24 protein-coding genes are annotated in these 22958 nt (G+C 71.1%); 13 read left to right on the top strand and 11 right to left on the bottom strand.

Going from position 1 to position 22958, the window contains the following annotated elements; genetic code table 11:
* Nucleotides 1-317: 317 nt before the first annotated feature.
* From ABZ192_RS31660 to ABZ192_RS31690, 7 genes are all read left to right on the top strand, one after another.
* A complete protein-coding gene (locus ABZ192_RS31660; protein ID WP_356927906.1) occupies nucleotides 318-1364 on the top strand; it encodes a BMP family ABC transporter substrate-binding protein in 1047 nt (348 codons plus the stop codon).
* Between the two features lie 211 nt (nucleotides 1365-1575).
* Entirely contained in the window at nucleotides 1576-3147 is a 1572-nt protein-coding gene (locus ABZ192_RS31665) for an ABC transporter ATP-binding protein (protein WP_356927907.1), read from the top strand.
* The gene (locus tag ABZ192_RS31670; RefSeq protein ID WP_356927908.1) at nucleotides 3147-4268 is read left to right on the top strand and encodes an ABC transporter permease; all 1122 of its coding nucleotides are present in this window, start codon (nucleotides 3147-3149) and stop codon (nucleotides 4266-4268) included. The genes ABZ192_RS31665 and ABZ192_RS31670 overlap by 1 nt, the downstream gene beginning before the upstream one ends.
* Nucleotides 4265-5530, top strand: coding sequence for an ABC transporter permease (locus ABZ192_RS31675; protein ID WP_356927909.1), 1266 nt, complete (start codon nucleotides 4265-4267; stop codon nucleotides 5528-5530). The genes ABZ192_RS31670 and ABZ192_RS31675 overlap by 4 nt, the downstream gene beginning before the upstream one ends.
* Nucleotides 5527-5931: a cytidine deaminase gene (locus ABZ192_RS31680; protein ID WP_356927910.1), complete on the top strand. Its 405-nt coding sequence runs from the start codon at nucleotides 5527-5529 to the stop codon at nucleotides 5929-5931. The genes ABZ192_RS31675 and ABZ192_RS31680 overlap by 4 nt, the downstream gene beginning before the upstream one ends.
* Before the next feature lie 86 nt (nucleotides 5932-6017).
* Nucleotides 6018-7301: a thymidine phosphorylase gene (locus ABZ192_RS31685; RefSeq protein ID WP_356927911.1), complete on the top strand. Its 1284-nt coding sequence runs from the start codon at nucleotides 6018-6020 to the stop codon at nucleotides 7299-7301.
* Between the two features lie 95 nt (nucleotides 7302-7396).
* Entirely contained in the window at nucleotides 7397-7981 is a 585-nt protein-coding gene (locus tag ABZ192_RS31690; protein ID WP_356927912.1) for a Uma2 family endonuclease, read from the top strand.
* Nucleotides 7982-7984: 3 nt separating this feature from the next.
* Here ABZ192_RS31690 and ABZ192_RS31695 read toward each other — a convergent pair whose 3' ends face one another.
* The gene (locus ABZ192_RS31695) at nucleotides 7985-8905 is read right to left on the bottom strand and encodes an AEC family transporter (RefSeq protein ID WP_356927913.1); all 921 of its coding nucleotides are present in this window, start codon (nucleotides 8903-8905) and stop codon (nucleotides 7985-7987) included.
* 178 nt (nucleotides 8906-9083) lie between these two features.
* On the opposite strand from ABZ192_RS31695, the gene ABZ192_RS31700 reads away from it, so the two are divergent.
* Complete coding sequence (locus ABZ192_RS31700; RefSeq protein WP_356927914.1) at nucleotides 9084-9428, top strand: STAS domain-containing protein; 345 nt, start codon at nucleotides 9084-9086, stop codon at nucleotides 9426-9428.
* On the opposite strand, the gene ABZ192_RS31705 is transcribed toward ABZ192_RS31700, so the two are convergent.
* The 3 genes from ABZ192_RS31705 to ABZ192_RS31715 all read right to left on the bottom strand — a co-directional run bounded on the left by ABZ192_RS31705 (nucleotide 9312) and on the right by ABZ192_RS31715 (nucleotide 12957).
* A complete protein-coding gene (locus tag ABZ192_RS31705; protein WP_356927915.1) occupies nucleotides 9312-10328 on the bottom strand; it encodes a sigma-70 family RNA polymerase sigma factor in 1017 nt (338 codons plus the stop codon). The genes ABZ192_RS31700 and ABZ192_RS31705 overlap by 117 nt on opposite strands.
* 119 nt (nucleotides 10329-10447) lie before the next feature.
* Complete coding sequence (gene dnaN / locus ABZ192_RS31710; RefSeq protein ID WP_356927916.1) at nucleotides 10448-11584, bottom strand: DNA polymerase III subunit beta; 1137 nt, start codon at nucleotides 11582-11584, stop codon at nucleotides 10448-10450.
* 101 nt (nucleotides 11585-11685) lie between these two features.
* Nucleotides 11686-12957, bottom strand: a complete 1272-nt coding sequence (locus ABZ192_RS31715; RefSeq protein ID WP_356927917.1) for an MFS transporter — start codon at nucleotides 12955-12957, stop codon at nucleotides 11686-11688.
* Nucleotides 12958-13020: 63 nt separating this feature from the next.
* Between ABZ192_RS31715 and ABZ192_RS31720 the strand changes: the two genes are divergently transcribed.
* Entirely contained in the window at nucleotides 13021-13980 is a 960-nt protein-coding gene (locus ABZ192_RS31720; RefSeq protein WP_356927918.1) for a LysR family transcriptional regulator, read from the top strand.
* A gap of 76 nt (nucleotides 13981-14056) precedes the next feature.
* Here the strand turns inward: ABZ192_RS31720 and ABZ192_RS31725 are convergent, their stop codons facing one another.
* Nucleotides 14057-14815: an alpha/beta hydrolase gene (locus ABZ192_RS31725; RefSeq protein WP_356927919.1), complete on the bottom strand. Its 759-nt coding sequence runs from the start codon at nucleotides 14813-14815 to the stop codon at nucleotides 14057-14059.
* A gap of 123 nt (nucleotides 14816-14938) precedes the next feature.
* Here ABZ192_RS31725 and ABZ192_RS31730 point away from each other — a divergent pair, with 123 nt between their 5' ends.
* On the top strand, nucleotides 14939-16096 hold the full coding sequence (locus tag ABZ192_RS31730; RefSeq protein ID WP_356927920.1) for an adenosine deaminase: 1158 nt from the start codon (nucleotides 14939-14941) through the stop codon (nucleotides 16094-16096).
* Between the two features lie 139 nt (nucleotides 16097-16235).
* Nucleotides 16236-16592: an ATP-binding protein gene (locus ABZ192_RS31735; RefSeq protein WP_356927921.1), complete on the top strand. Its 357-nt coding sequence runs from the start codon at nucleotides 16236-16238 to the stop codon at nucleotides 16590-16592.
* 95 nt (nucleotides 16593-16687) lie between these two features.
* On the opposite strand, the gene ABZ192_RS31740 is transcribed toward ABZ192_RS31735, so the two are convergent.
* The 5 genes from ABZ192_RS31740 to afsQ1 form a co-directional block, all read right to left on the bottom strand.
* Complete coding sequence (locus ABZ192_RS31740) at nucleotides 16688-16900, bottom strand: PspC domain-containing protein (protein ID WP_356927922.1); 213 nt, start codon at nucleotides 16898-16900, stop codon at nucleotides 16688-16690.
* A 62-nt stretch (nucleotides 16901-16962) separates the two neighbouring features.
* Nucleotides 16963-17547, bottom strand: coding sequence for a VanZ family protein (locus tag ABZ192_RS31745; protein ID WP_356927923.1), 585 nt, complete (start codon nucleotides 17545-17547; stop codon nucleotides 16963-16965).
* Between the two features lie 94 nt (nucleotides 17548-17641).
* Nucleotides 17642-18259 carry a hypothetical protein gene (locus ABZ192_RS31750; protein WP_356927924.1) on the bottom strand — a complete coding sequence of 206 codons (618 nt, stop codon included), beginning with the start codon at nucleotides 18257-18259 and terminating at the stop codon, nucleotides 17642-17644.
* Entirely contained in the window at nucleotides 18259-19863 is a 1605-nt protein-coding gene (locus tag ABZ192_RS31755; RefSeq protein WP_356927925.1) for a HAMP domain-containing sensor histidine kinase, read from the bottom strand. The genes ABZ192_RS31750 and ABZ192_RS31755 overlap by 1 nt, the downstream gene beginning before the upstream one ends.
* A complete protein-coding gene (gene afsQ1, locus ABZ192_RS31760; protein WP_150482700.1) occupies nucleotides 19860-20537 on the bottom strand; it encodes a two-component system response regulator AfsQ1 in 678 nt (225 codons plus the stop codon). Before afsQ1 ends, ABZ192_RS31755 begins: the two co-directional genes overlap by 4 nt.
* Nucleotides 20538-20774: 237 nt before the next feature.
* On the opposite strand from afsQ1, the gene ABZ192_RS31765 reads away from it, so the two are divergent.
* The gene (locus tag ABZ192_RS31765) at nucleotides 20775-21527 is read left to right on the top strand and encodes a SigE family RNA polymerase sigma factor (protein ID WP_356927926.1); all 753 of its coding nucleotides are present in this window, start codon (nucleotides 20775-20777) and stop codon (nucleotides 21525-21527) included.
* Nucleotides 21528-21758: 231 nt separating this feature from the next.
* Here ABZ192_RS31765 and ABZ192_RS31770 read toward each other — a convergent pair whose 3' ends face one another.
* Nucleotides 21759-22472: a uridine kinase gene (locus tag ABZ192_RS31770; protein WP_356927927.1), complete on the bottom strand. Its 714-nt coding sequence runs from the start codon at nucleotides 22470-22472 to the stop codon at nucleotides 21759-21761.
* A 125-nt stretch (nucleotides 22473-22597) separates the two neighbouring features.
* Here ABZ192_RS31770 and ABZ192_RS31775 point away from each other — a divergent pair, with 125 nt between their 5' ends.
* The gene (locus ABZ192_RS31775; protein WP_356927928.1) at nucleotides 22598-22933 is read left to right on the top strand and encodes a hypothetical protein; all 336 of its coding nucleotides are present in this window, start codon (nucleotides 22598-22600) and stop codon (nucleotides 22931-22933) included.
* The last annotated feature ends 25 nt before the right edge of the window (nucleotides 22934-22958 follow it).

Here is a 22958-nt window from a genome sequence, read left to right on the forward strand (position 1 = left end):
ACCTGTCGAATTCCTCGGAGGGGACGGCCCGGGGGGGGGGGGCCCCCGGGCGCCCCCCCCCCCCGCTCCGCCGTTCCCATGGAGAACCAGGAATCAGAGGCCGGGAACCGGGACCGGATCACCCAGCGCCACCCTCCGTTCGCAGTCGGCAACGCCCCGACCAAGGCCGGGTGATGGCTTGGCCACGGGCGCATAACAAGGTGGACAGAAGGGGTTTTCAGGCAGGTCTACGCGCGTTAATCTGCGGCGAAGCCAGCGCCGAAGCTGAACCGTCCCGGCGCTATGCGGCCCCGGTAGTACGACAGGAGCACCCACACATGCGCCGGATTTCCCGGATCACGGTCGCAGGCGCAGCGACCGCCTCCCTGGCCCTCGCCCTCTCCGCCTGTGGCAGCACCTCGACCTCCGGGTCGTCGGACTCGAAGGGGAACAAGGGCCTCGCCATCGCGTACGACGTCGGCGGCAAGGGCGACCAGTCCTTCAACGACGCGGCGTACGCCGGCCTGGAGCAGGCGAAGAAGGAGTTCGGCTACCAGACGGCCGACCTGGAGCCCACCGAGGGCGAGACGGACGCCGACAAGCAGCAGCGCCTGGTCTCGCTGGCGAAGCAGGGCTACAACCCGGTCATCGGCGTCGGCTACGCGTACGCCGCGGCCGTCAAGGGTGCCGCGGAGAAGTTCCCGAAGACCACCTTCGGCATCGTCGACGACGCCACGATCAACTCCAAGAACGTCGCCGACCTCGTCTTCAGCGAGGAGCAGGCCTCGTACCTGGCCGGTGTCGCGGCCGCCAAGAGCACCAAGTCGAACGTCGTCGGCTTCGTCGGCGGTGTGGACATCCCGCTGATCCACAAGTTCCAGGCGGGCTTCGAGCAGGGCGTCAAGGACACGAACCCGAAGGTGAAGGTCCTGTCGCAGTACCTGACGCAGACGGCCGAGGAGGGTGGTTTCTCCAGCCCCGACAAGGGCAAGACGGCTGCCGAGGGCCAGATCGAGAAGAAGGCCGACGTCGTGTACGCGGCCGCCGGCCTGTCCGGTCAGGGTGTCATCGAGGCCGCCGCCGCCAAGAAGGTGTGGGCCATCGGTGTGGACTCCGACCAGTACAAGCAGGAGGCCCTCGCCAAGTACAAGGACTCCATCCTCACCTCGGCGATGAAGGACGTCGCCAAGGCGGTGTACAACCTGGCGAAGTCGGTCGAGGACGGCAAGCCCGAGACCGGTATCGTTCGTGGCGATCTGAAGACCGGCGAGGTGAGCCTGTCGGACTCCAACCCGAAGTTCGCGGACGACGCCGAGCTTCAGGAAGCCATCAAGACGGCCAAGGAGAAGATCATCAGCGGCGAGATCAAGGTCAAGAGCAGCTGACGACCGACTGCCTCGCAGCAGGCGGTAACCCCCGGGGTTACGTCCGCTCGACGGGGTACGGGGAGGCTGCTCCCCGTACCCCGTTGTCGCGGTGCGTCGGCCCCTTTGTATGCCGTAGGGGCGCTACGCGCGTAGACGGCCCCCGTCCCCAGGAGAGTGCGCCATCAACGCGTCCAGCAGCCCTCCGGCCGGAGCGGCGGTCAAGGAATCGGTGACCGCCGTCGAGCTCGCCGGGATCACGAAGCGTTTCCCGGGCGTCGTGGCCAACCACGACATCCACCTCAGCGTCCGCAAGGGCACCGTGCACGCCCTCGTCGGCGAGAACGGCGCCGGCAAGTCGACGCTGATGAAGATCCTCTACGGCATGCAGAAGCCGGACGAGGGCACCATCACCGTCGACGGCGAGCAGGTCACCTTCTCGTCGCCGGCCGACGCCATCGTCCGCGGCATCGGCATGGTCCACCAGCACTTCATGCTCGCCGACAACCTCACGGTCCTCGAGAACGTCGTGCTCGGCAGCGAGCAGCTGTACGGCATCGGCGCCAAGGCCCGCCGCAAGATCAAGGAACTCTCCGAGCGCTACGGCCTCGACGTCAGGCCCGACCTCCTGGTCGAGGAACTCGGCGTCGCCGCCCGCCAGCGCGTGGAGATCCTCAAGGTCCTCTACCGCGGCGCCCGCACCCTCATCCTGGACGAGCCGACCGCCGTGCTCGTCCCGCAGGAGGTCGACGCGCTCTTCGCCAACCTGCGCGAACTGCGCTCCGAGGGCCTGTCGGTCATCTTCATCTCGCACAAGCTCGGCGAGGTGCTCTCCGTCGCCGACGAGATCACCGTCATCCGCCGCGGCACCACCGTCGGCACGGCCGTCCCCGCCGAGACCACCTCACGCCAGCTCGCCGAGATGATGGTCGGCAGCGAACTGCCCACGCCCGAGACGGCCGAGTCCACGGTCACCGACCGCCCGGTCATCAGCGTCGACAAGCTCCGCCTGGCCGCACCCAGCGGCAAGGCCCTGCTCGACGACATCAGCTTCACCATCCACGCGGGCGAGGTCCTCGGCATCGCCGGTGTCGAGGGCAACGGCCAGACCGAGCTGGTCGACGCGCTCATCGGCCTGCGGGCCGCTGACAGTGGCACCATCCGGCTCGCCGACGAGGAGATCACCGCCTGGCCCACCCGCAGGCGCCGTGAGCAGGGCATCGGCTACATCCCCGAGGACCGCCACCGCCACGGCCTGCTCCTGGAGGCACCCCTCTGGGAGAACCGCATCCTCGGCCACGTCACCGAGAAGCCCCTCGCCAAGGGCGTCTGGCTGGACCCGAAGGCGGCCCAGGAGGACACCCGGCGGATCGTCACGGAGTACGACGTCCGCACCCCCGGCATCGACGTCACCGCCGCCTCCCTGTCCGGCGGCAACCAGCAGAAGCTGATCGTCGGCCGGGAGATGAGCCACAAGCCGCGCTTCCTGATCGCCGCCCACCCCACCCGGGGCGTGGACGTCGGCGCCCAGGCCGCCATCTGGGACCACATCCGCGAGGCCCGCCGCGAGGGCCTGGCCGTCCTGCTGATCTCCGCCGACCTGGACGAGCTCATCGGCCTGTCCGACACGCTGCGCGTGATCTACAACGGCAAGCTGGTCGCGGACGCCGACCCGGCCACCATCACCCCCGAGGAGCTCGGCTCGGCCATGACCGGTGCCGCCACCGGGCACCTCGAGCACGAAGAGACCCCCGAGACCTCGAAGGCCGACGCCCCCGAGTCTCCGGAAGACGAGGCCCGCTGATGAAGAAGTTCGACAGGGAGCGCGTGCTCCTCGCGGTGGCCGGACCGGTCATCGCGCTCGCCGTGGCCTTCGTCCTGAGCGCGATCGTGCTGGTCGCGTCGGGCAAGAGCCCCGTCGAGCCGTTCGCCCTGATGTTCGAGCAGCTGAGCTTCTCCGACATCCAGGTCCTGATCATCAACCAGGCGTCGATGTACTACATCGCGGCCCTCGCGGTGGCCATCGGCTTCCGGATGAACCTGTTCAACATCGGCGTCGACGGCCAGTACCAGCTCGGCGCGATGCTGGCCGCGATCGTCGGCGCCCACGTCGCTCTGCCGGCCGCCCTGCAGGTCCCCCTGCTGCTCCTGACCGCCGTCCTCACCGGCGCCTTCTGGGCCGGCATCGCCGGTGTCCTGAAGGTCACCCGCGGCGTCAGCGAGGTCGTCGCCACGATCATGCTCAACGCGATCGCCACCTCCGTGATCGCCTACCTGTGGCTGCCGAACGTCTTCGGCGTGAAGGTCGGCAACAACAACACCACCGGCGAGATGCACGAGTCCGGCTGGATCCCCGGCATCCCCATGGGCGCGGCCGGTGAGATCTACGGCCTGGTGCTGCTGGCCGTCCTGCTCGGCATCGGCTACTGGGTCGTCCTCAACCGCACCCGTTTCGGCTTCGACCTGCGCGCCTCCGGCGCCTCGCAGACCGCCGCCGCGGCCAGCGGCGTCGACCCCAGGCGCATGGTCCTCAGCGCCATGCTGATCTCCGGCGGCATCGCGGGCCTCGCCGGCCTGCCGATCCTGCTCGGCGACACCCACACCTACAGCCTGAACTTCCCCACGGGCATCGGCTTCCTCGGCATCGGCATCGCCCTGCTCGGCCGCAACAGCCCCGTGGGCATCGCCTTCGCCGCCCTGCTGTGGGCCTGGCTCGACAAGGCCTCGCCCGAGCTGGACTTCCACGGCTACGACAAGGAGATCGCGGTCATCATGCAGGGCCTGATCGTGCTCTCCGTCGTCGTCTCCTACGAGGCCGTCCGCGAGTGGGGCCTGCGCCGCCAGCAGCGCCGGGTCGGCGCCGAACTGGCCGCAGGTCACGTCCTCGGCAACACCAACACCACGAAGGAGGTGGCTGGCCGATGACCACCGCGACCGACCTCAACCAGCCCACGCTGCAGCCCGCGGCGCCGACCGGCCGCCGTCTGTCGTGGCCCGTCCTGCTGCTGATCATCGCCGGCGGACTGGCGCTCACCTCGATCGTCCGCCTCATCACCGGCGCCGACGGCATCACCAACGTCAGCCAGATGTCCACCGCGCTCCAGCTCGCCGTGCCGATCGGCCTCGCCGGTCTCGGCGGCCTGTGGGCCGAGCGGGCGGGCGTGGTCAACATCGGCCTCGAGGGCATGATGATCCTCGGCACCTGGTTCGGCGCCTGGGCCGGCTTCCAGTGGGGCCCGTGGACCGGTGTCCTCGTGGGCATCGCGGGCGGCGCGATCGGCGGCCTGCTGCACGCCTTCGTGACCGTCACCTTCAACGTCAACCACATCGTCTCCGGTGTGGCCATCAACATCCTCGCCCTCGGCGCCACCCGCTACCTCGCGCCCCTCGCCTTCGAGGGCCACACGGGCGGCTCCGCCAAGCAGTCCCCGGCGGTCGACTCCCTCGGCAGCTTCACCGTGCCGGGCCTGTCCGACGCGCTGCGGGACCTCAACAACCAGGGCTGGTTCTTCGTCTCGGACATCGCCGGCCTGCTCGGCGGCCTGGTCACCAACGTCTCCTGGCTGACCCTGGTCGCCGTCGCGCTGATCCCGGGCACCTGGTGGGTGCTGTGGCGCACCGCGTTCGGCCTGCGGCTGCGCTCCTGCGGCGAGAACCCGGTCGCCGCCGAGTCCCTCGGCGTCAACGTCTACAAGTACAAGTACATCGCCGTGATCATCTCCGGCGGTCTGGCCGGCCTCGGCGGTGTCTTCCTGTCGATCGTGGCGAACCCCTTCTACCTGGAGGGCCAGGTCAGCGGCCGCGGCTTCATCGGCCTCGCGGCGATGATCTTCGGCAACTGGATGCCGGGCGGACTCGCCCTCGGCGCGGGCCTGTTCGGCTACACCGACAGCCTCAACCTGCGCGGCGGCTCCGCCAACGTCCACGCCCTGCTGCTGCTCGGCGCGCTGCTGCTGGTCATCGGCGCCATCTGGCTCGTGATCCGCAAGAAGTACGCCCCGGCCGTGGCGACCCTGATCGCCGGCGCCCTGGTGTTCGCCTGGTACGCGACCACCGACGAGGTCCCGAACCAGGTCGTCTCCGCCACGCCGTACGTCATCACCCTGGTGGTCCTCGCCCTGTCCGCCCAGCGCCTGCGGATGCCGAGGGCGAACGGCATGCCGTACCGGAAGGGGCAGGGCAAGTGACCGGCGCCGGCCCGGGCGTCGACTGGGAGAAGCTGCGCGCGGTGGCCCGGGACGCCATGTCCCGGGCGTACGCCCCGTACTCCGGCTACCCGGTCGGCGTGGCGGCCCTGGTCGACGACGGCCGGATCATCTCCGGCTGCAACGTCGAGAACGCCTCGTACGGGCTCGGCCTGTGCGCCGAGTGCGGTCTGGTCTCCGAGCTGCACAACACCGGCGGCGGCCGGCTGACGCACTTCACCTGCGTCGACCGCGACGGCGCCACGCTCGTGCCGTGCGGCCGCTGCCGCCAGCTGCTGCACGAGTTCGGCGGCCCGGACCTGCTGCTGGAGACCCCGGCGGGGATCCTGCCGCTGTCCCAGATGCTGCCCCAGGCCTTCGGCCCGGAGCACCTCACCAAGTAATCCCCGTGCGGCCCCCCTGAGTTGCTCACGCGACCGGCTCAGGGGGGCCGTACGGCTTCTGGAACCCTCGGAAGGAAGCCCAAGCCATGGCCATGGACGCCATCTCCGTCATCCGCACCAAGCGGGACCGCGGCGAACTCAGCGACGAGCAGATCGACTGGGTCATCGACGCGTACACCCGCGGGGAGGTGGCCGACGAGCAGATGTCGGCCCTCGCGATGGCCATCCTGCTCAACGGCATGAACCGCCGCGAGATCGCCCGCTGGACGGCCGCGATGATCGCCTCCGGGGAGCGCATGGACTTCTCGTCCCTGTCCCGCCCGACGGCCGACAAGCACTCCACGGGCGGCGTCGGCGACAAGATCACCCTCCCGCTCGCCCCCCTGGTCGCCGCCTGCGGCGCGGCGGTCCCGCAGCTGTCGGGCCGCGGCCTCGGTCACACCGGCGGCACGCTGGACAAGCTGGAGTCGATCCCCGGCTGGCGCGCCCTGCTCTCCAACGAGGAGATGCTGTCCGTCCTCGACGGCACCGGCGCGGTGATCTGCGCGGCGGGCGACGGCCTCGCCCCGGCCGACAAGAAGCTGTACGCCCTGCGCGACGTCACCGGCACGGTCGAGGCGATCCCGCTGATCGCCTCCTCGATCATGTCCAAGAAGATCGCCGAGGGCACGGGCTCGCTGGTCCTGGACGTGAAGGTCGGCACGGGCGCCTTCATGAAGACCCTGGAGGACGCCCGCGAACTGGCCTCCACGATGGTGGGCCTCGGCACCGACCACGGCGTGAAGACCGTCGCGCTCCTCACGGACATGTCGACCCCGCTCGGCCTGACGGCCGGCAACGCGCTGGAGGTCCGCGAGTCGGTGGAGGTCCTGGCGGGCGGCGGCCCGGCGGACGTGGTCGAGCTGACGATCGCCCTGGCCCGCGCGATGCTCGACGCGGCGGGCATCAGGGACGCCGACCCGGCGAAGGCCCTGGCCGACGGCTCGGCGATGGACGTCTGGCGCCGCATGATCGCGGCCCAGGGCGGCGACCCGGACGCGGCGCTTCCGGTGGCTCGCGAACAGCACGTGATCAAGGCCCCGTCCTCGGGCGTCCTCACCCGCCTCGACGCCTACGACATCGGCGTCGCCGCCTGGCGCCTGGGCGCGGGCCGCGCCCGCAAGGAGGACCCGGTCCAGGCCGGGGCGGGCGTCGAGATGCACGCAAAGCCCGGCGACCAGGTCACCGAGGGCCAGCCCCTCCTGACCCTCCACACGGACACGCCGGAGCGCTTCGAGTACGCGCTCCAGTCCATCGAGGGCTCCTACGACGTGGCCGCCCCCGGCACGGACTTCACACCGTCGCCGGTGGTGCTCGAACGTATCGCCTGACCAGGCGGTTTCTCATTCGGGTGAACGGGATCGGTGGACCCCCGCCGGTCCCGTTCGGCATGCTGGGATCGGTGACGCACCGATAGGAGACCGCCATGAGCGCACTCACCGTGAGCCAGGACCCCGATCAGAACTGGGACGACCTCGTCCGGTTCTGGGAGGAGATGGACTGGCCCGAGGGCAGCAAGGTGGAGATCATCGAGGGGATCATCACCGTGTCACCTGCTCCCGCGTCCCGCCACAACGTGATCGCGGCCCGCATCCAGCGTCGCCTCTACTCCGCGATCCCCGAGGACTGGGAGATCTTCCAGACACTGGCGATCGCCGTGCCATCACGTCTGGGCATGCTCATCCCTGACCTGCTCGTGGCCCCCGTGCAGGAATGCGCGGAGGCGGACTCCCACATCCCGGCAGCCCTGGCCGAACTCGTCGTCGAGGTCACCTCCAAGTCCAACGCCCGCCACGACCGCGTCAGTAAGCCCGCCGCCTACGCCACCGCCGGGATTCCGCTCTACCTCCTCGTCGACCGCTGGGCTCCCGGAGGCCCCACCGCGACGCTCTACGGGGAGCCGAAGGGTGATGTCTACCGCGTCCTGAGTGCCGTGAAGTTCGGTGACCCCATCAAGCTGCCGGATCCGTTCGACGTGACGATCGACACCGGTGAGTTCCCGCTCGACTGACCGTCACCCCAGCAACGCCGCCACCACCACCAGAGCCGGCACCGCCAACACCGTCGACAAAAGGATCGCCTCCCTCGCCAGCACCTCGCCCACCCGGTAACTGCTCGCGTACGTGAACAGGTTCTGCGCCGCCGGAAGCGCCGACGTCACCACCACGTCGAGCAGCAAGGCCCCGTGCAGGCCGAAGACGCCCGCTGCGAGGGCCCAGGCGACCAGGGGCTGGATGACCGCCTTGAGGGTCACGGCGAGGAGGACAGGGGCCCGTTCCGCGCCGCGCAGCGGGAGCGTGCTGCCGCGCAGGGAGATGCCGAAGGCCAGCAGCACCGCCGGGACCGACATGTTGCCGATCAGGGTGAGCGGGTCCATCAAGGGGCCGGGGACGTGCAGGCCCGACGCCGACGCGGCCACGCCGGCCAGGGAGCCCAGGGCTATCGGGTTGCGCAGGGGCGTGAGCAGCCGCTGCCACGCAGGCCGCTTCTCGCCGCCGCTCGTCAGGTCCAGGACCGTCAGCGCCACCGGCGTGACACCCACCAGCTGGAACAACAGCACCGGCGCGACCAGCGACGCGTCGCCCAGCACGTACACCGCGATCGGGATGCCGAGGTTGCCCGAGTTGACGTAGCTGGAGCACAGCGCGCCGATCGTCGTCCGGCCCACACCCCAGCCGCGCGCGGCCCCCACCGCCACGAAGACACCCGCCACCGCCGCCGTGCTCATCGCCGTGACCAGCAGCCGGTCGGAGAAGATCACCGACAGGTCGGCTTGGGCGAGCGTCGTGAAGAGCAGGGCGGGAGAAGCCACGTGGAAGGCCAGCTTCGTCAGGACCTCGCGCCCGCCGTCGCCCAGATACCCCCGGCGGCCGATCAGATAGCCGACCCCGATGACGACCGCGATGACCGCGAAGCCGCTCAGCACCCCCCGCACGAGGCCCCCTCACCGGCGACATGTGCATCGGACAGGGCGGCAGGGGCAGATGCATGGGGCATACAGCCAACCCTCCGGGGAAGGCCGTGCCAAGGTCAATGTGATCCTCACGGCGCCGACAGGACGGACAGCCGCGATGAGTTACCGCCGCCCGCCCGGTCTACCGATCGTGGACGCCATGACACCTCCCGTGCTCGTACTCCCCGGCCCCGTCGCCCGGGACGAGGTGAGCGGACTGAGCGACGACGTGAGGGCACTGCTGCGCACCAGCCGCGCCCGGGTCGTGGTGTGCGATGTCGGAGGCCTCGGGCCGCCGGGACTCGCCGCCGTCGACCTCCTCGCGCGGCTCCAGCTGGCCGCCCGGCGAGCCGGGGGACGGATACGGCTGCGCGACCCCGATCCGGCCCTACACGCCCTCCTGGACCTGGTCGGTCTCCGCTTCGAGGTGGAGGGGCAGGCCGAAGAGCGGGAACCAGCGCTTGGTGTCGAGGAAGCAGTGGAACCCGGTGATCCGGCCGTCTGAGATCTCCAGCACCTGGACCGCCCACGGGGTGAAGCCGCCGGTCTCCGGGTCCGGCTTGTACTGGGCGAACCCCGGCAGGCCGTTGACCTGGACCGGCACCAGCCGGGAGCCCGCGCAGGGCGCGCCGAGCGTCGTCATGAAGCCCGTGATGTCGCTGACCCCGGTCAGCCACAGGTCGAACGGCGGCATCGTCATGACCGCGTCCTCGTGCAGCAGGGCCGTCAGCGCCGTCATGTCGTAGCCCTCGAAGGCCGCCACGTAACGGTCCAGGAGCTTCTGCTGGTCCGCGTCCAGCGGGTCGGAGACGGCCGCTTCGGCGCCCGGCTCCGGCCGCTCGGCCAGGGTGGCGCGAGCCCGCTGGAGGGCGCTGTTGACCGACGCCACCGAGGTGCCCAGCAGCTCGGCGACCTCGCTGGCCTTCCAGGCCAGCACCTCGCGCAGGATCAGCACGGCCCGCTGCTTGGCCGGCAGCTTCTGCAGGGCGGCCATGAACGCGAGCCGCACGGACTCCTTGCCTATCGCCGCCTCCGCCGGGTCATCGGTCGTGGGCAGCACACGGGCGTCCGGCATGGGCTCCAGCCAGGTGTTGTCCGGGCGGGGGGAGAGGGCCGCCTGGGCGAGGGGGGTGGACTCGGTCAGGTCCATGGGCCTGGCGCGCTTGTTGCCCGCGGTCAGCATGTCGAGGCACACGTTGGTCGCGATGCGGTAGAGCCAGGAGCGGAGGCTGGAGCGGCCCTCGAACTTGTCGTAGCTGCGCCAGGCCCGGATCATCGTGTCCTGCACCGCGTCCTCGGCCTCGAAGGAGGAGCCGAGCATCCGGTAGCAGTACCCCGTCAGCTCGGTGCGGTGTGCCTCCAGCCTGGTGTCCAGGTCTGCCGGTGTCGCCGTGCCGTTCGTCATCGTCCACCCACCCCTGTGGAAGTTCTGTCACGCGCCATCGCGTCCAGCACTTCGGAAGCTACCGCAGCCCACTGACAACGGCCCCTCGAGCGCACAAAAGCGCAGGCAGGAGCAGCCCTTCAGACCAGCTGTTTCACCGACATCAGCAGATGCCGGTGCTCCCCGTCCCCCTCCGCGGCCCCGCCGTCCGGCACCGCGTGCAGCAGCGCCCGCTGCCCCGCCCCCAGCAGCTCCAGCCGTACGCGCGGGCTCTCGAAGGACGTCAGCGCGTCCAGCAGGTAGGCCGGATTGAAGGCCACCGGCATCTCGTCGGCGCCGGTCAGCGTGGCCGGCAGGCGCTGGGCGGCCACGTCGTCGCCGTAGCCGGCGCGCAGCATGACGGACCCGTCGGACGAGAAGTCCAGCCGCACCGGACTGTTCGCCTCCGCCACTACCGCGACGCGCCGCACGGCCTCCGCGAGGCCCTCGCACTCGACTTCGGCGACCGCGGCCCCCGTCATGTCGAACAGCGACCTGTACGTCGGCAGCCGCCCGTCGAGGAGCCGCAGTGCCGTCCGCGTCCGCCCGCCCTCGAAACCGATCAGCCCGCCACCCCCGGCCGGGTCCCAGCCGATCACCACGTCCCCGCCACGGCCCAGCGACCGCGCGATATCCAGCAGGCGCCGCGCGGGCAGCAGCACGTCCACCGCACCGTCGGTCGCCGCCCCCGGCAGCCACTCCAGCCGCCGCACGGCGTACCGGTAGCGGTCCGAAGCGGCCAACGTCATCTCCCCGCCGGCCAGGCGCAGTTGGACGCCCGTCAGCAGCGGCAGCGTCTCGTCGCGCCCGGCCGCGACGGCGACCTGGGCGACAGCGGTCGCGAACGCGGCGGCGTCCACCGTGCCGTACGGCGCGGGCGGCGCCGGCAGGGCCGGGTACTCGTCGAGGGGCAGCGTCGACAGCCCGAACCGCGTACCGCCCGCCTCCACCGTGAACCGCGATGCCTCCAGCGCGCAGCTCACCGGCCCGTCCGGCAGCACCCGGCAGACGTCCAGCAGCCGCCGCCCCAGGACGAGCACCCGCCCGGGGTCCGCGACCTCGGCGTCGGCCTCCACCCGTACCGCCGCCTCGAAGTCGAACCCCGTCACGGCCAGCCGCCCCGCGTCCGCCTCCAGCAGCAGCCCGCCCAGCACCGGCACCGGCGTCCGCGTGGGCAGCGCCCGTACGGCCCGGCCCACGGACTCGGCGAACGCCGTACGGTCGATGCGGAACTCCATGAAAGATCCCCCTGGTCGAATCCGGTGGTCAGCAGACGCGGACGTTATCCGCACCCACTGACAACCGGCCCCGACCAGGGGGGAACAGTTCGTTCTCCGGCTCAGGCGGCCGTGGCGAGCCGCCGCTGCGTCCGTGCCGCCCGCGTCCCGAACACCGTGATCGTCACGACGCCCAGGACCGCCAGCAGGCCGACCCCGACCGTGCCGGCCCAGCCGCCCGCGTGGAAGGCGATCGCGCCGATGGTGCTGCCCGCGCTGGAGCCGATGTAGTAGGCCGACTGGTAGAGCGCCGAGGCCTGTGCGCGGCCGGTCGTGGCCGTCTTGCTGACCGCCGAGGAGGCCACCGCGTGGCCCGCGAAGAAGCCCGCCGTGATGAGGACCAGACCCAGCAGGACCAGGGGCAGGGAGCCGGCGAGGGACAGCAGCAGACCCGCCGCCGTCGTACCGCCGCCCGCGTACAGCGCGCCCCGGCGGCCCAGGCGGCCCACCAGCCGGCCGGCCGTCGACGCCGACACCGTGCCGACGAGGTACACCAGGAAGATCGAGCCGATGATGCCCTGCGGCAGCGAGAACGGCGCCTCGGTCAGCCGGTAGCCGATGACCGTGTACACACCGCCGAACACCGTCATGAACAGCGCGCCGATCGCGTACAGCCGGCACAGCAGCGGGTTCGACAGGTGGTCACGGACCGTCCGGGCCAGCACGCGGGGCCGCAGCGAGCCGGTCCTGAAGTTCTTCGGGGCGGGGAGCAGCAGCCGGAAGGCCACCGCGCAGGCCACGGCGATCGCGCCGATCACACCGACGGCGATCCGCCAGCCCCACTCCTGGGCGACCCAGCCGGTGATGACCCGGCCGCTCATCCCGCCGACGCTGTTGCCCGCGACGAACAGCCCGATCGCGGTGACCAGTGCCTTGGGGCTGACCTCCTCGGCGAGATACGCCGTCGCCGACGCCGGCAGCCCGGCCAGCGCCGCGCCCTGGAGCGCCCGCAGCACGACCAGGACACCCAGCGACGGGGCGAAGGGCACCAGCAGCCCGACGGTCACCGCCACGGCCAGCGAGGCCGTCATGACCGTACGCCGTCCGAAGCGCTCCGACAGGGCGCTCATCGGCAGGACGAACAGCGCCAGCCCGCCCGTCGCGGCGGCCACCGTCCAGCTCGCGTCGCTCGCCGCCACCCCGAACTCGCCGGAGATCAGCGGGAGCAGCGCCTGCGTGGAGTACAGCAGCGCGAAGGTCGCGACACCCGCGAGGAAGAGGGCGAGGCTCATCCGGCGGTAGCCGGGCCCGCCCGGGGACATGCGTGCGTCGGCTGCGGGGACAGAGACATCGGCGCCCACGATGGTGGACGCCCCGGTACTGGCGGGAGACATGCCTCGAAACTACGTACACACCTACTGATCCGTCCAATGCATGGAACCGCCATAATCGTTCCCATGGTGCATCAACACAGTTCAATGGCTCGGCTGTCACCGTCCAGTGACACAGAAGACATGGCAGAGATGTCCAGGGTGCTGGCACCCCGCCTCGCGTACTTCGCCGGCGTCGCCCGCACCGAGCACGTCACCCGCGCCGCCCAGGAGATGAACGTCCCCCAGTCGACCCTCTCCCGGGCCATGGCCCGCCTGGAGCAGGACCTCGGCGTCGACCTCTTCGCCCGCCACGGCCGTACGGTCTCCCTCACCCCGGCCGGGCGCACCTTCCTCGCCTCCGTGGAGCGGGCCCTGGCCGAGGTCGAGCGCGCCGCGGAGGAGGTGCGGGCCGACGCCGACCCCGCCACCGGCAAGGTCGCCTTCGGCTTCCTGCACACCATGGGCGCCGAGACGGTCCCGGGCCTTCTCCAGGCCTTCCGCGCCGACCATCCGCGCGTCCGCTTCAGCCTCGTCCAGAACTACGGCGAGGCCATGCTCGAACGCCTCCGCGCCGGCGAACTGGACCTGTGCCTGACGTCCCCCGTCCCCGACGCCCCCGACCTGGTCGCCCGCCGCCTCGACGAACAGAAGCTCCGCCTGGTCGTCCCCGCGGACCACTCTCTCGCGGGCCGCCGCCGCATCCGCCTCGCCGAGGCCGCGGACGAAATGTTCGTCACCCTGGAACCCGGCTACGGCCTCCGCCGCATCACCGACGACCTCTGCCAGGAGGCCGGCTTCAAGCCGCGCATCGCCTTCGAGGGCGAGGAGGCGGAAACCCTGAGGGGCCTGGTGGCGGCAGGCCTGGGAGTAGCCCTTCTCCCACCACCCGCCGTCCCCCGCCCGGGGGTGGTCGAACTGACGGTGACGGCTCCACGCGCGGCCCGCGAGATCGGCGTCGCGTGGCTGGAGGGCAGACCGGACACACCCCCCGTAGCAGCGTTCAAGAAGTTCTTGCTTTCAAGGAGGGGGAGCTTGTTGCCCTGATCTTGGGGGCGCGGGGAACTGCGCGAGCAACCCCCACAAACCCGCACCCCGAAAACAACGGGCACCTCAAACGGCGCTACCGCCTCGAAGGACTGAACCCCGCAGCCAACGGCATCCGCAACCCCAACGGCGGCGGCGCGGCCAGCGCATCCCGCACGGGCCGCGACACAGCCCGCCCGAACAACGCCCCCATCACGAAGTCCTCGGCCAACGCCAGCACTTCATCCCGGTACTGATGCAACCCGTGCCCGTCCGCGTGCACTTCGAACCGGCACACATCCCGGTTCGCCTTCTTCGCCCGCGCCGCCAGCCGGAACGACAACTCGGGATCCGTCCGCCCGTCGTTCGTGCCGTGCACGATCAGCACCTGCCGCCCCACCAGCTGCTTCACCGGTTCGGGTGTCCCGGCCACATCCTCCTCCGGCAGCCAAGGGGCGAGCGCCAGCACGGAGTTGACGGCCTCGTGGCCGGCCGCCCGCAGCCCGGCCCGGCCGCCCATGCCGATGCCGGCGAGGCAGACGGGGACGTCTCCGTAACGCCGTACGACCTCGTCGGCCGCCCAGGCCGCATCGGCCGCGAGGTTGGCCTCGCTGCCGTTCCAGCCCCGGCACCGGTAGTGCACCACGTGCGCGGCGAGCCCCTCCTGGCGGCCCGCGCGGGCCAGCCGGCGCCCCAGGGCGCGGACGGAGGCGGTCGCCAGCAGGGGCGACGGTCTGCGGCTGGAGACCTCGTCACCGCCCGGGAGCAGCAGCACCACGCCGCTCACCGCCGTCGGCTCCGGCCCGAGTGTCCTTCCCAGCCGGGCCCTGCGCGCCGGCGTCGCTTGGTGTGCCATGACAGAACAGTGTCAGAAGGGCGGGTGTACTCGACCCGTCCTGGGGATCACCGTTACGTATCGACGGAAACGTAAAGCAACCGAGGACGCGCCATCTACGCGCGTAGGAGTTAGAGTGCGGAAATGACGAGCCAGACCATCGCGAACACCCCGACACCGGACCAGATCCACCGGGCGCCCAAGGTTCTGCTGCACGACCACCTCGACGGCGGGCTGCGCCCCGCCACGATCGTCGAGCTCGCCCACGCGACCGGCTACACCCAGCTTCCCGAGACCGACCCGGAGAAGCTCGGCGTCTGGTTCCGCGAGGCAGCCGACTCCGGTTCCCTGGAACGGTACTTGGAGACCTTCTCCCACACCGTCGGCGTCATGCAGACCCGCGACGCCCTGGTGCGGGTCGCCGCCGAGTGCGCCGAGGACCTCGCCGAGGACGGCGTCGTCTACGCCGAGGTGCGCTACGCACCCGAGCAGCACCTCGAAGGCGGTCTCAGCCTCGAAGAGGTCGTCGAGGCCGTCAACGAGGGCTTCCGGGAAGGGGAGCGCCGCGCCCGGGAGAGGGGCCTGCGCATCCGCGTCGGAGCCCTGCTCACCGCCATGCGGCACGCGGCCCGCGCCCTGGAGATCGCCGAACTCGCCAACCGCTACCGGGACCTGGGTGTCGTCGGCTTCGACATCGCGGGCGCCGAGGCCGGCTACCCGCCCACCCGGCACCTGGACGCGTTCGAGTACCTCAAGCGCGAGAACAACCACTTCACCATCCATGCCGGTGAGGCCTTCGGGCTGCCGTCCATCTGGCAGGCCCTCCAGTGGTGCGGCGCCGACCGGCTCGGGCACGGGGTGCGGATCATCGACGACATCCAGGTCCACGAGGACGGCAGCGTCGAACTCGGGCGGCTCGCCTCGTACGTCCGGGACAAGCGCATCCCGCTGGAGCTGTGCCCGAGCTCCAACCTCCAGACCGGGGCGGCGGCCTCGTACGCCGAGCACCCCATCGGGTTGCTGCGCCGGCTGCATTTCCGTGCCACGGTCAACACGGACAATCGTCTTATGTCGCACACCAGCATGAGCCGGGAATTCGAGCACCTTGTCGAGGCGTTCGGTTACACACTCGACGACATGCAGTGGTTCTCCGTCAATGCGATGAAATCAGCGTTCATTCCATTCGATGAACGACTGGCCATGATCAATGACGTGATCAAGCCCGGATATGCCGAGCTGAAATCCGAATGGCTGTTCCGGCAGGCCGCATCTACCAGCGGTTCTTCGCCTTCGGAGGACTGACCCGAGAGTCACTGGCACCCAGGGAATGCGGGCGGTGCTCACAATCCGTCCGCATTTCGACGTTTGCGGCGGATGGCGCCGCGTGATTACGGTCGCTGGACCGCTCACACCCCGTCATCCCATTATGAGGACGCATTTCATGAAGCAGTCTGCTGCCAAGTCCCTCGGTGTCGCCGCCCTCGGTGCCGCCTTCGCCGCCGCCGGTGCGGGCGCCGCCAACGCCGCCGCCCCGGCCGTCCCGGACACCGCTCAGACGCTGGAGACCGTCACCCAGGCGCTCCCGGCGGAGCAGCTCTCCCAGACGCTGCCGGGCTCGGGCGAGGCGCTGGGCCAGGGGCAGACGGCGCCCGGTGCCGGTCTCGCCGCCGCCCAGCCGGTCGGCGAGCAGCTGCTCGCCGAGGGCCCGACCGGCCCGGCCGCCAAGCTGCTCGGCGGTCTGCCGGTGCAGGGCCTGCCCACGCACGGCCTCCCGGTGAACGGCGTTCCGGTCGGCTGACCCTCCCGCCCAGGCGGACACACGCCGATGGGGCGCACCCCGGGTCCGGGGGTGCGCCCCATCGGTGTTCCGTCGGTGTTCTGTCGAACAGGACGTCACCAGGCCGTCTGTGCCTTGTTCTGCACCTTGCTCTCCGAGGGCAGCAGGATCCACAGCGCGATGTACAGCAGGAACTGCGGGCCGGGCAGCAGGCACGAGACGAGGAAGATCACCCTCATCGTCGTCGCGGAGGTGCCGAAGCGTCGCGCCAGCGCGGCGCACACTCCGCCGATCATGCGGCCGTGGGTGGGGCGGGCGAGGCGTGACATGTGCGGCTCCTTCGTGAGGTGTCGTGAGGCCTCGGGTCCGAGTACCCCATCTGCACTCCACGCTACGGAGACGAAGGGGGCAAAGCGTCGCTCCACGGGGCGATCCCGACCCTGGGAATCGTCGGGGTCCGACCCTGAGCCGGCTCCTCCGGGGGGAGGGACGCACGAGACGGGCCCGCGGTGGTGCGGCGGCGCAGCCAGGAGCGGCCGGCGGGGACGAGCGCGAGATGAGCGAGGGCCACGCCCGCGGTGTTCAGGAACAGCGAGTCGACGTCGACGACCTGACCCGGAACGCCGGTCTGGAGCAGCTCGATGCCCAGCGACAGCAGGGCACCGGCCGTGACGGTATTCACCAGGGACGCCAGCGGCGAGACCAGCAGTCTGCCGCTCGCCATCGGCAGCAGCACGCCCAGCGGGGCGAGCAGCGCCAGCCCCTCGCAGATCCGCCGGGCCGCCTCGGGCCAGCCCAGGGCGAGATCGGCCTCGATGCCGTGGAACGGCCGCAGATTGGCCGGCATCACCCAGGGCACGTCCAGCGGCCGCAGCGTGAGCCAGGCGACGAACGCGAGGTGCGCGACGAGGAGGACACCTCCTGTCACACGGATGCGGAACGCGGCGCTGCCGCCGATGGAGCCTTGACGCTGCACGCCCCCCAAGACGCGGCCTCCGGCAGGATCGGTTCCGGGATGGGCCCCGTCAGGCCTGTGAGGCATACGCCACAGCCGGGCGAACCCGGCCCGCTCATTCCCCGGCCGCGTCCTTGGAGGGCGGTTCCTTGCTGCCCGGCCGGGCCCGCACCTCGTCCGTGCACTCATAGCGGCGCGGGGGGCCGGCACCGGGGCCGCCCAGGACCACGGAGCCGTTGCCCTCGGCGGCCGCCGAGTCGGAGAAGGTGCAGACGATCTGGGCGAGGGCGTACGAGGTGAGGCCGTCCGGCGCCATGCTCAGCCGCAGCGTGTCCTCCGGGTCACCGGGCCGGGGCCCGCCCACGGCGATGCCGCCGCGCACGTCCGTGCTGTAGCCGGCTTCCTTCTCGGCGGGCGACGGCTGCGCCGCGAGCTGGTCCAGCAGGCCCTGCGCCACCAGCATCCGCCGCTCGGAGTCGGCCGCACCGTCCGGGACCCGCACGGTCCGGTCGACGGTCACCAGCGAGGACCCGCACAGCAGGAACACCTGCACGGGCAGCCCCCGCGCGGCCTGCGTCGACACGTCCGGCTCGGCCAGCGAACAGCGCACCCGGGAAGGCGCGGGCCCGAAGTTCGTCGGCACCTCCGTGGCCCGGATCCCGCAGCCGGCGAGCAGCAGGGCGAGCACGGACACGGCACCGATCCGGGCCCTGGAGACGAGACGTGTGGTCATCAGGCGTCCCCCTTCGCGTCCGCGCCCTGGTCCGGGCCGGTGTCGTCCCCGTCCTTGCGCTCGCCCTCGGCGGGCTGTTCCCCCGGCGCGGACGTGTGGCGCGGGAGCCGCAGGGTGAACACCGCGCCCGAGTCGGGCGAGTTCGCCGCGGTGATCTCGCCGCCGTGGATGTGGGCGTTCTCCTGGGCGATGGACAGACCCAGGCCGCTGCCCTCGGAGCGCGGCCGGGACGCGCTGGCCTTGTAGAAACGGTCGAAGACGTGCGGCAGGACGTCCTCGGGGATGCCGGGCCCGTGGTCCTGCACCTCGATGACGAGCGAGTCGTCCTCCACCCGGACACGCACCCGCACCGGGGAGCCGCCGTGCTTGAGCGCGTTGCCGATCAGGTTGGCCAGGATGACGTCCAGGCGGCGCGGGTCCAGCCGGGCGTGGATGCCGCGCTCGGCGTCCAGCTCGACCGCGTCCAGCCAGGCGCGGGCGTCGATGCACGCGGTGATCTGGTCGGCTATGTCGACGTCGTCCAGGACGAGCCGGGCCGTGCCCGCGTCGAAGCGGGTGACCTCCATCAGGTTCTCGACGAGGTCGTTCAGCCGCCGGGTCTCGCTGACCACCAGCCGGACGGCGGGCTCGATCATCGGGTCCATGCTCCCGGTCTCCGCCTCCAGCTCCTCCTCCAGCACCTCCGTCACGGCGGTGATGGCGGTGAGCGGCGTCCGCAGCTCATGACTCATGTCGGCGACGAACCGCCGGGACGCCTCGTCCCGCGCGGCCATGTCGGCGACCCGCTTCTCCAGCGCCTCGGCCGCCTTGTTGAACGTCCGCGACAGGTCGGCGAGTTCGTCGGTCCCGGACACCCTGAGCCGAGTGTCCAGCTTGCCCTCCCCGAGCCGCCGCGCGGCCGTCCCGAGCCGCTGCACCGGCTTCAGCACGGTCGTCGCCGCGGCCTGCGCGAGCAGCGCCGAGCCGATCAGCGCGAGCCCCGTCGCGATCCCCAGCGACCAGGCCAGCGAGTTGAGGTCCTTCGCCTCCGGCTCCAGCGACTTCAGCATGTAACCGGTCGGACCGCCGCCGATCACCCGCGTCCCGGCCACGAGATACGGCGTGTCGTGGTCGACGACCCGCTGCCAGTACAGGTGGTACGGGTGCTCGTTGGACGCGTCGACCTTCTGCGCCCTGTTCACCGCCGTACGCAGCGAGACCGGCACGTCCCGCAGCGAGAAGCCGCTCAGCCCGCCGGAGCTGCCGTAGACGGTCCTGCCGTCGGCGTCCCTCGCGACCAGCAGCACGCTGAAGCGCTGGTCGCTGCCCGCCATCTGGCCCGCGGTGTGCTGGAGCTCGTCCTGCGTGGGCCGATCGGGCAGCGCACCGGCCCGGTTCTGCATCTCCTGCTCGAAGTCGCGCAGCACGGCGTCCTGGGCGCGGGTGAGCACGGCCTCGCGGTTGAGCCAGTACGCGATCCCGGACGCGGACACGGCGGCCGTCAGCGCCACCAGACCGAAGACGACGACCAGCCTCAGCCGCAGACTGGTGAAGCGCAGCCGCGACAGAACTCCCTTGCGCGCCGCGGTCCAGCCGCGGGTCCCCCCCTGGTTCCCCTGTGTCACTGAGGCGGATCCAGCCGGTAGCCGACACCCCGCACGGTACGGATCAGCGTCGGGGACGAGGGCACGTCCTCGACCTTGGCGCGCAGCCGCTGGACACACGCGTCCACGAGCCGCGAGTCACCCAGGTAGTCGTGTTCCCACACCAGCCGCAGCAGCTGCTGCCGCGACAGCGCCTGCCCCGGCCGCCGGCTCAGCTCCAGCAGCAGCCGCAGCTCGGTCGGCGTGAGCTGAAGATCCTCGCCGTTCTTCGTCACCGTCATCGCCGAGCGGTCGATGACGAGGCTGCCGAAGCTCGCCGCGTCATTCGACTCCCGCTCGCCGCGCCGCAGCACGGCCCGGATCCTGGCGTCCAGCACCCGCCCCTGCACCGGCTTGACGACATAGTCGTCGGCGCCGGACTCCAGCCCGACGACCACGTCGATGTCGTCGTTGCGCGCGGTCAGCAGGATGATCGGCAACTGGTCCGTGCGCCGGATGCGCCGGCACACCTCGAACCCGTCGATGCCGGGCAGCATCACATCCAGCACGATCAGATCCGGCCGCTGCTCGCGCAGCAGCTTCAGACCGTCCTCACCACTGGCAGCGGTCGCCACCCGGTGACCCTGGCGCGTCAGTGAGAGCTCCAGGGCCGTCCGGATGGCGTCGTCGTCCTCGATCAGCAACAGGGAAGGCACGGGCACATTCTGGCCCATGGAGGGGTCACGGTTCGACATGTGGGCCGAGATGAGCCCCGCGCACGGCACCGACACCCGTGCACGGGGTGTGTCCGCCATACGGCCGATCCCTGTGACAGCTCTGTGACAGTCGGCGGACACGGCCATGAAAGTGCCGCGGCAAAGTTTTCGGCACAAGCAGGAAAGCCCGCCCGGCCGGCGGGCCGCACACCGGAAGTCCACGACGGGGGGCGCGAGATGAACACGCTGCACGGCACCAGCACCAGCGCAGTGGTCACGCGTCTGCACGACGTGAGCCGGGGTTCCGAGAAGTCCGGTGCCGTGAGCGGGCGGGGGTGCGCTCGCGGCACCGGGCGTCAGCACACCGGGTTCATGACGGTCGTTGACGCACACACGGGGGACAGCACGGGGACGGGGGCTCACGGGGGAGCCGCGTACAGGGAGGACTCGGGGGAGCGCCGCTCACTGTCGGAGGCGGAGTTCACCGCCTACGTCCAGGAGCGCCGCGCCTCCCTGTACGCCACCGCCTACCACCTCACCGGCGACCGCTTCGAGGCCGAGGACCTGCTGCAGAGCGCGCTGTTCTCGACCTACCGGGCGTGGGACCGGATCAGTGACAAGGCCGCGGTCGGCGGATACCTCCGCCGCACCATGACCAACCTGCACATCAGCGCCTGGCGGCGCCGCAAGCTCAACGAGTACCCGACCGAGGAACTCCCGGAGACGCCCGGCGACACGGACGCGATGCGCGGCACCGAGCTGCGCGCGGTCCTGTGGCAGGCGCTGGCCCGGCTGCCGGAACTCCAGCGCACCATGCTGGTCCTGCGCTACTACGAGGGCCGCACGGACCCGGAGATCGCGGAGATCCTCGACATCAGTGTCGGCACGGTGAAGTCCAGCATCTGGCGGTCGCTCCGCCGGCTGCGCGAGGACGAGGTCCTCAGCTTCGGCCGTGACGAGGAGGACGCCTTCGGCGAGCTCGTCGCCTGAAGGCCGGGGGGAGCACCACAGAGGACCCACGGGGGAGGAACCGGGGCCCACGGGGGACTGCGGAGACGCTGGGGGGCGTCTCCTCAGGAATGGGGGGAACACGGGGGAAGACGGGGGAGGGCAACGGGGAGCACAGAGCGGGGCTGGAGGGCCGGGGGGTCCGTCCAGTCCCCTCTTTGCGCCTAAACCGGCGCCGCTCTCGCGGACGTGGTTGCTCGCCGCCGTGGTTCCTCAATTGATGGTTGCGGTGTACTTCCCTTTCACACACCGACCCGCAGCTGCATCGGCCAGCCGGCCCATCGCCTCGTCGCGGTCGCAGGCGTACGCGCCCAGCGCGGTCTGGCGGGCGACGATCGAGCGTTCCTCCCGCATCAGACGCCAGCCGCGGCGCAGCAGGAACGGCACCGACTTGCGGCCCTCCCGCAGATCCCGCAGGAAGCGGCGGCGGAACGTCTTCACCGGGCCGCGGCTCAGACACAGTGCGTCGGCGAGGACGCCGAGCTCCCGGCAGCGCGTGACGATCTCCGCGGCGAAGATGCCCTCCGCGATGAACAGCGGGGTCCGCCCGATGTCCACCGTCTCCGTGCCGGTGCGGGCGCTGCGCGCGATGTCGTAGACGGGGACGTCCGTACGGCCCGTGCGGCACAGCCGGGTGATCGCGGCGACGGCCGTGTCCGCGTCCCACGACTGAGGATGGTCCCAGTCGATGTCCGAACTCCCCGCCACCAGCGGCAGCGTCGGGTCGTCGCCCTCCTTGTAGAAGTCGTCGAGCCGCAGCACCGGGAGGCCGGAGCGGGCCGCGAGGAGGGACTTGCCGGAGCCGGAGGGGCCGCAGAGCAGCACGACTCGCGTCGGTATGGCCAGAGGAGAACTCACGGGACACCAGTGTGAGGCATCCATCGGGGGCCGTACGACCCCGCGGGTCGGCTTTGATGCGCGCGTCACACCTCAACTACCCCTTGTGTCGAATCGATTACCCAGTGCTTCGGAAGGTGGCAGCGATGGCCTGACACGACTCTCCCGAGAAGCCGACCGCCCAGCGTGCCCTGGCCGTTCTCACGACCGCGGGCATGGCGCTGGGGGCGGGTACGGCGACGGCCGCCGCCGACACGGACTCGGCCCTGGGCATGGTCAACACCCGCCCCACCTCCCTCGGCAGGATCGACCCCCAGTCCGGCCTCCAGGCCACGACCGGCACGCTCGGCTGCGTCACCGGCCCGGTCGCCGGCCTCAAGCCCAACTCGCTCGTCGGCACCGGAGTCGACCCGCTCGACAACGGCGTCGGCATCCAGCTCGCCGACTTCAAGCCGATGACGTCCCAGGCGCTGTCGGGGCCGGTGGCGCAGGCGCAGTCGATCGCGAGCATCCCGGTGGTGGGGGAGGCGGCGGGGTTGCTGTCGCAGTAGGGCCTGCACGGCGGCAGGCGCGCGT

The organism is Streptomyces sp. NPDC006235, from assembly GCF_040613735.1.
Lineage (GTDB): Bacteria > Actinomycetota > Actinomycetes > Streptomycetales > Streptomycetaceae > Streptomyces.

Coding starts and splice junctions, on each gene's coding strand:
- ABZ192_RS31660 (WP_356927906.1), top strand. CDS start 318: ATGCGCCGGATTTCCCGGATCACGGTCGCAGGCGCAGCGACCGCCTCC.
- ABZ192_RS31670 (WP_356927908.1), top strand. CDS start 3,147: ATGAAGAAGTTCGACAGGGAGCGCGTGCTCCTCGCGGTGGCCGGACCG.
- ABZ192_RS31675 (WP_356927909.1), top strand. CDS start 4,265: ATGACCACCGCGACCGACCTCAACCAGCCCACGCTGCAGCCCGCGGCG.
- ABZ192_RS31685 (WP_356927911.1), top strand. CDS start 6,018: ATGGCCATGGACGCCATCTCCGTCATCCGCACCAAGCGGGACCGCGGC.
- ABZ192_RS31690 (WP_356927912.1), top strand. CDS start 7,397: ATGAGCGCACTCACCGTGAGCCAGGACCCCGATCAGAACTGGGACGAC.
- ABZ192_RS31700 (WP_356927914.1), top strand. CDS start 9,084: ATGACACCTCCCGTGCTCGTACTCCCCGGCCCCGTCGCCCGGGACGAG.
- ABZ192_RS31705 (WP_356927915.1), bottom strand. CDS start 10,328: ATGACGAACGGCACGGCGACACCGGCAGACCTGGACACCAGGCTGGAG.
- dnaN (WP_356927916.1), bottom strand. CDS start 11,584: ATGGAGTTCCGCATCGACCGTACGGCGTTCGCCGAGTCCGTGGGCCGG.
- ABZ192_RS31715 (WP_356927917.1), bottom strand. CDS start 12,957: ATGTCTCCCGCCAGTACCGGGGCGTCCACCATCGTGGGCGCCGATGTC.
- ABZ192_RS31720 (WP_356927918.1), top strand. CDS start 13,021: ATGGTGCATCAACACAGTTCAATGGCTCGGCTGTCACCGTCCAGTGAC.
- ABZ192_RS31725 (WP_356927919.1), bottom strand. CDS start 14,815: ATGGCACACCAAGCGACGCCGGCGCGCAGGGCCCGGCTGGGAAGGACA.
- ABZ192_RS31730 (WP_356927920.1), top strand. CDS start 14,939: ATGACGAGCCAGACCATCGCGAACACCCCGACACCGGACCAGATCCAC.
- ABZ192_RS31735 (WP_356927921.1), top strand. CDS start 16,236: ATGAAGCAGTCTGCTGCCAAGTCCCTCGGTGTCGCCGCCCTCGGTGCC.
- ABZ192_RS31740 (WP_356927922.1), bottom strand. CDS start 16,900: ATGTCACGCCTCGCCCGCCCCACCCACGGCCGCATGATCGGCGGAGTG.
- ABZ192_RS31750 (WP_356927924.1), bottom strand. CDS start 18,259: ATGACCACACGTCTCGTCTCCAGGGCCCGGATCGGTGCCGTGTCCGTG.
- ABZ192_RS31765 (WP_356927926.1), top strand. CDS start 20,775: ATGAACACGCTGCACGGCACCAGCACCAGCGCAGTGGTCACGCGTCTG.
- ABZ192_RS31775 (WP_356927928.1), top strand. CDS start 22,598: ATGGCGCTGGGGGCGGGTACGGCGACGGCCGCCGCCGACACGGACTCG.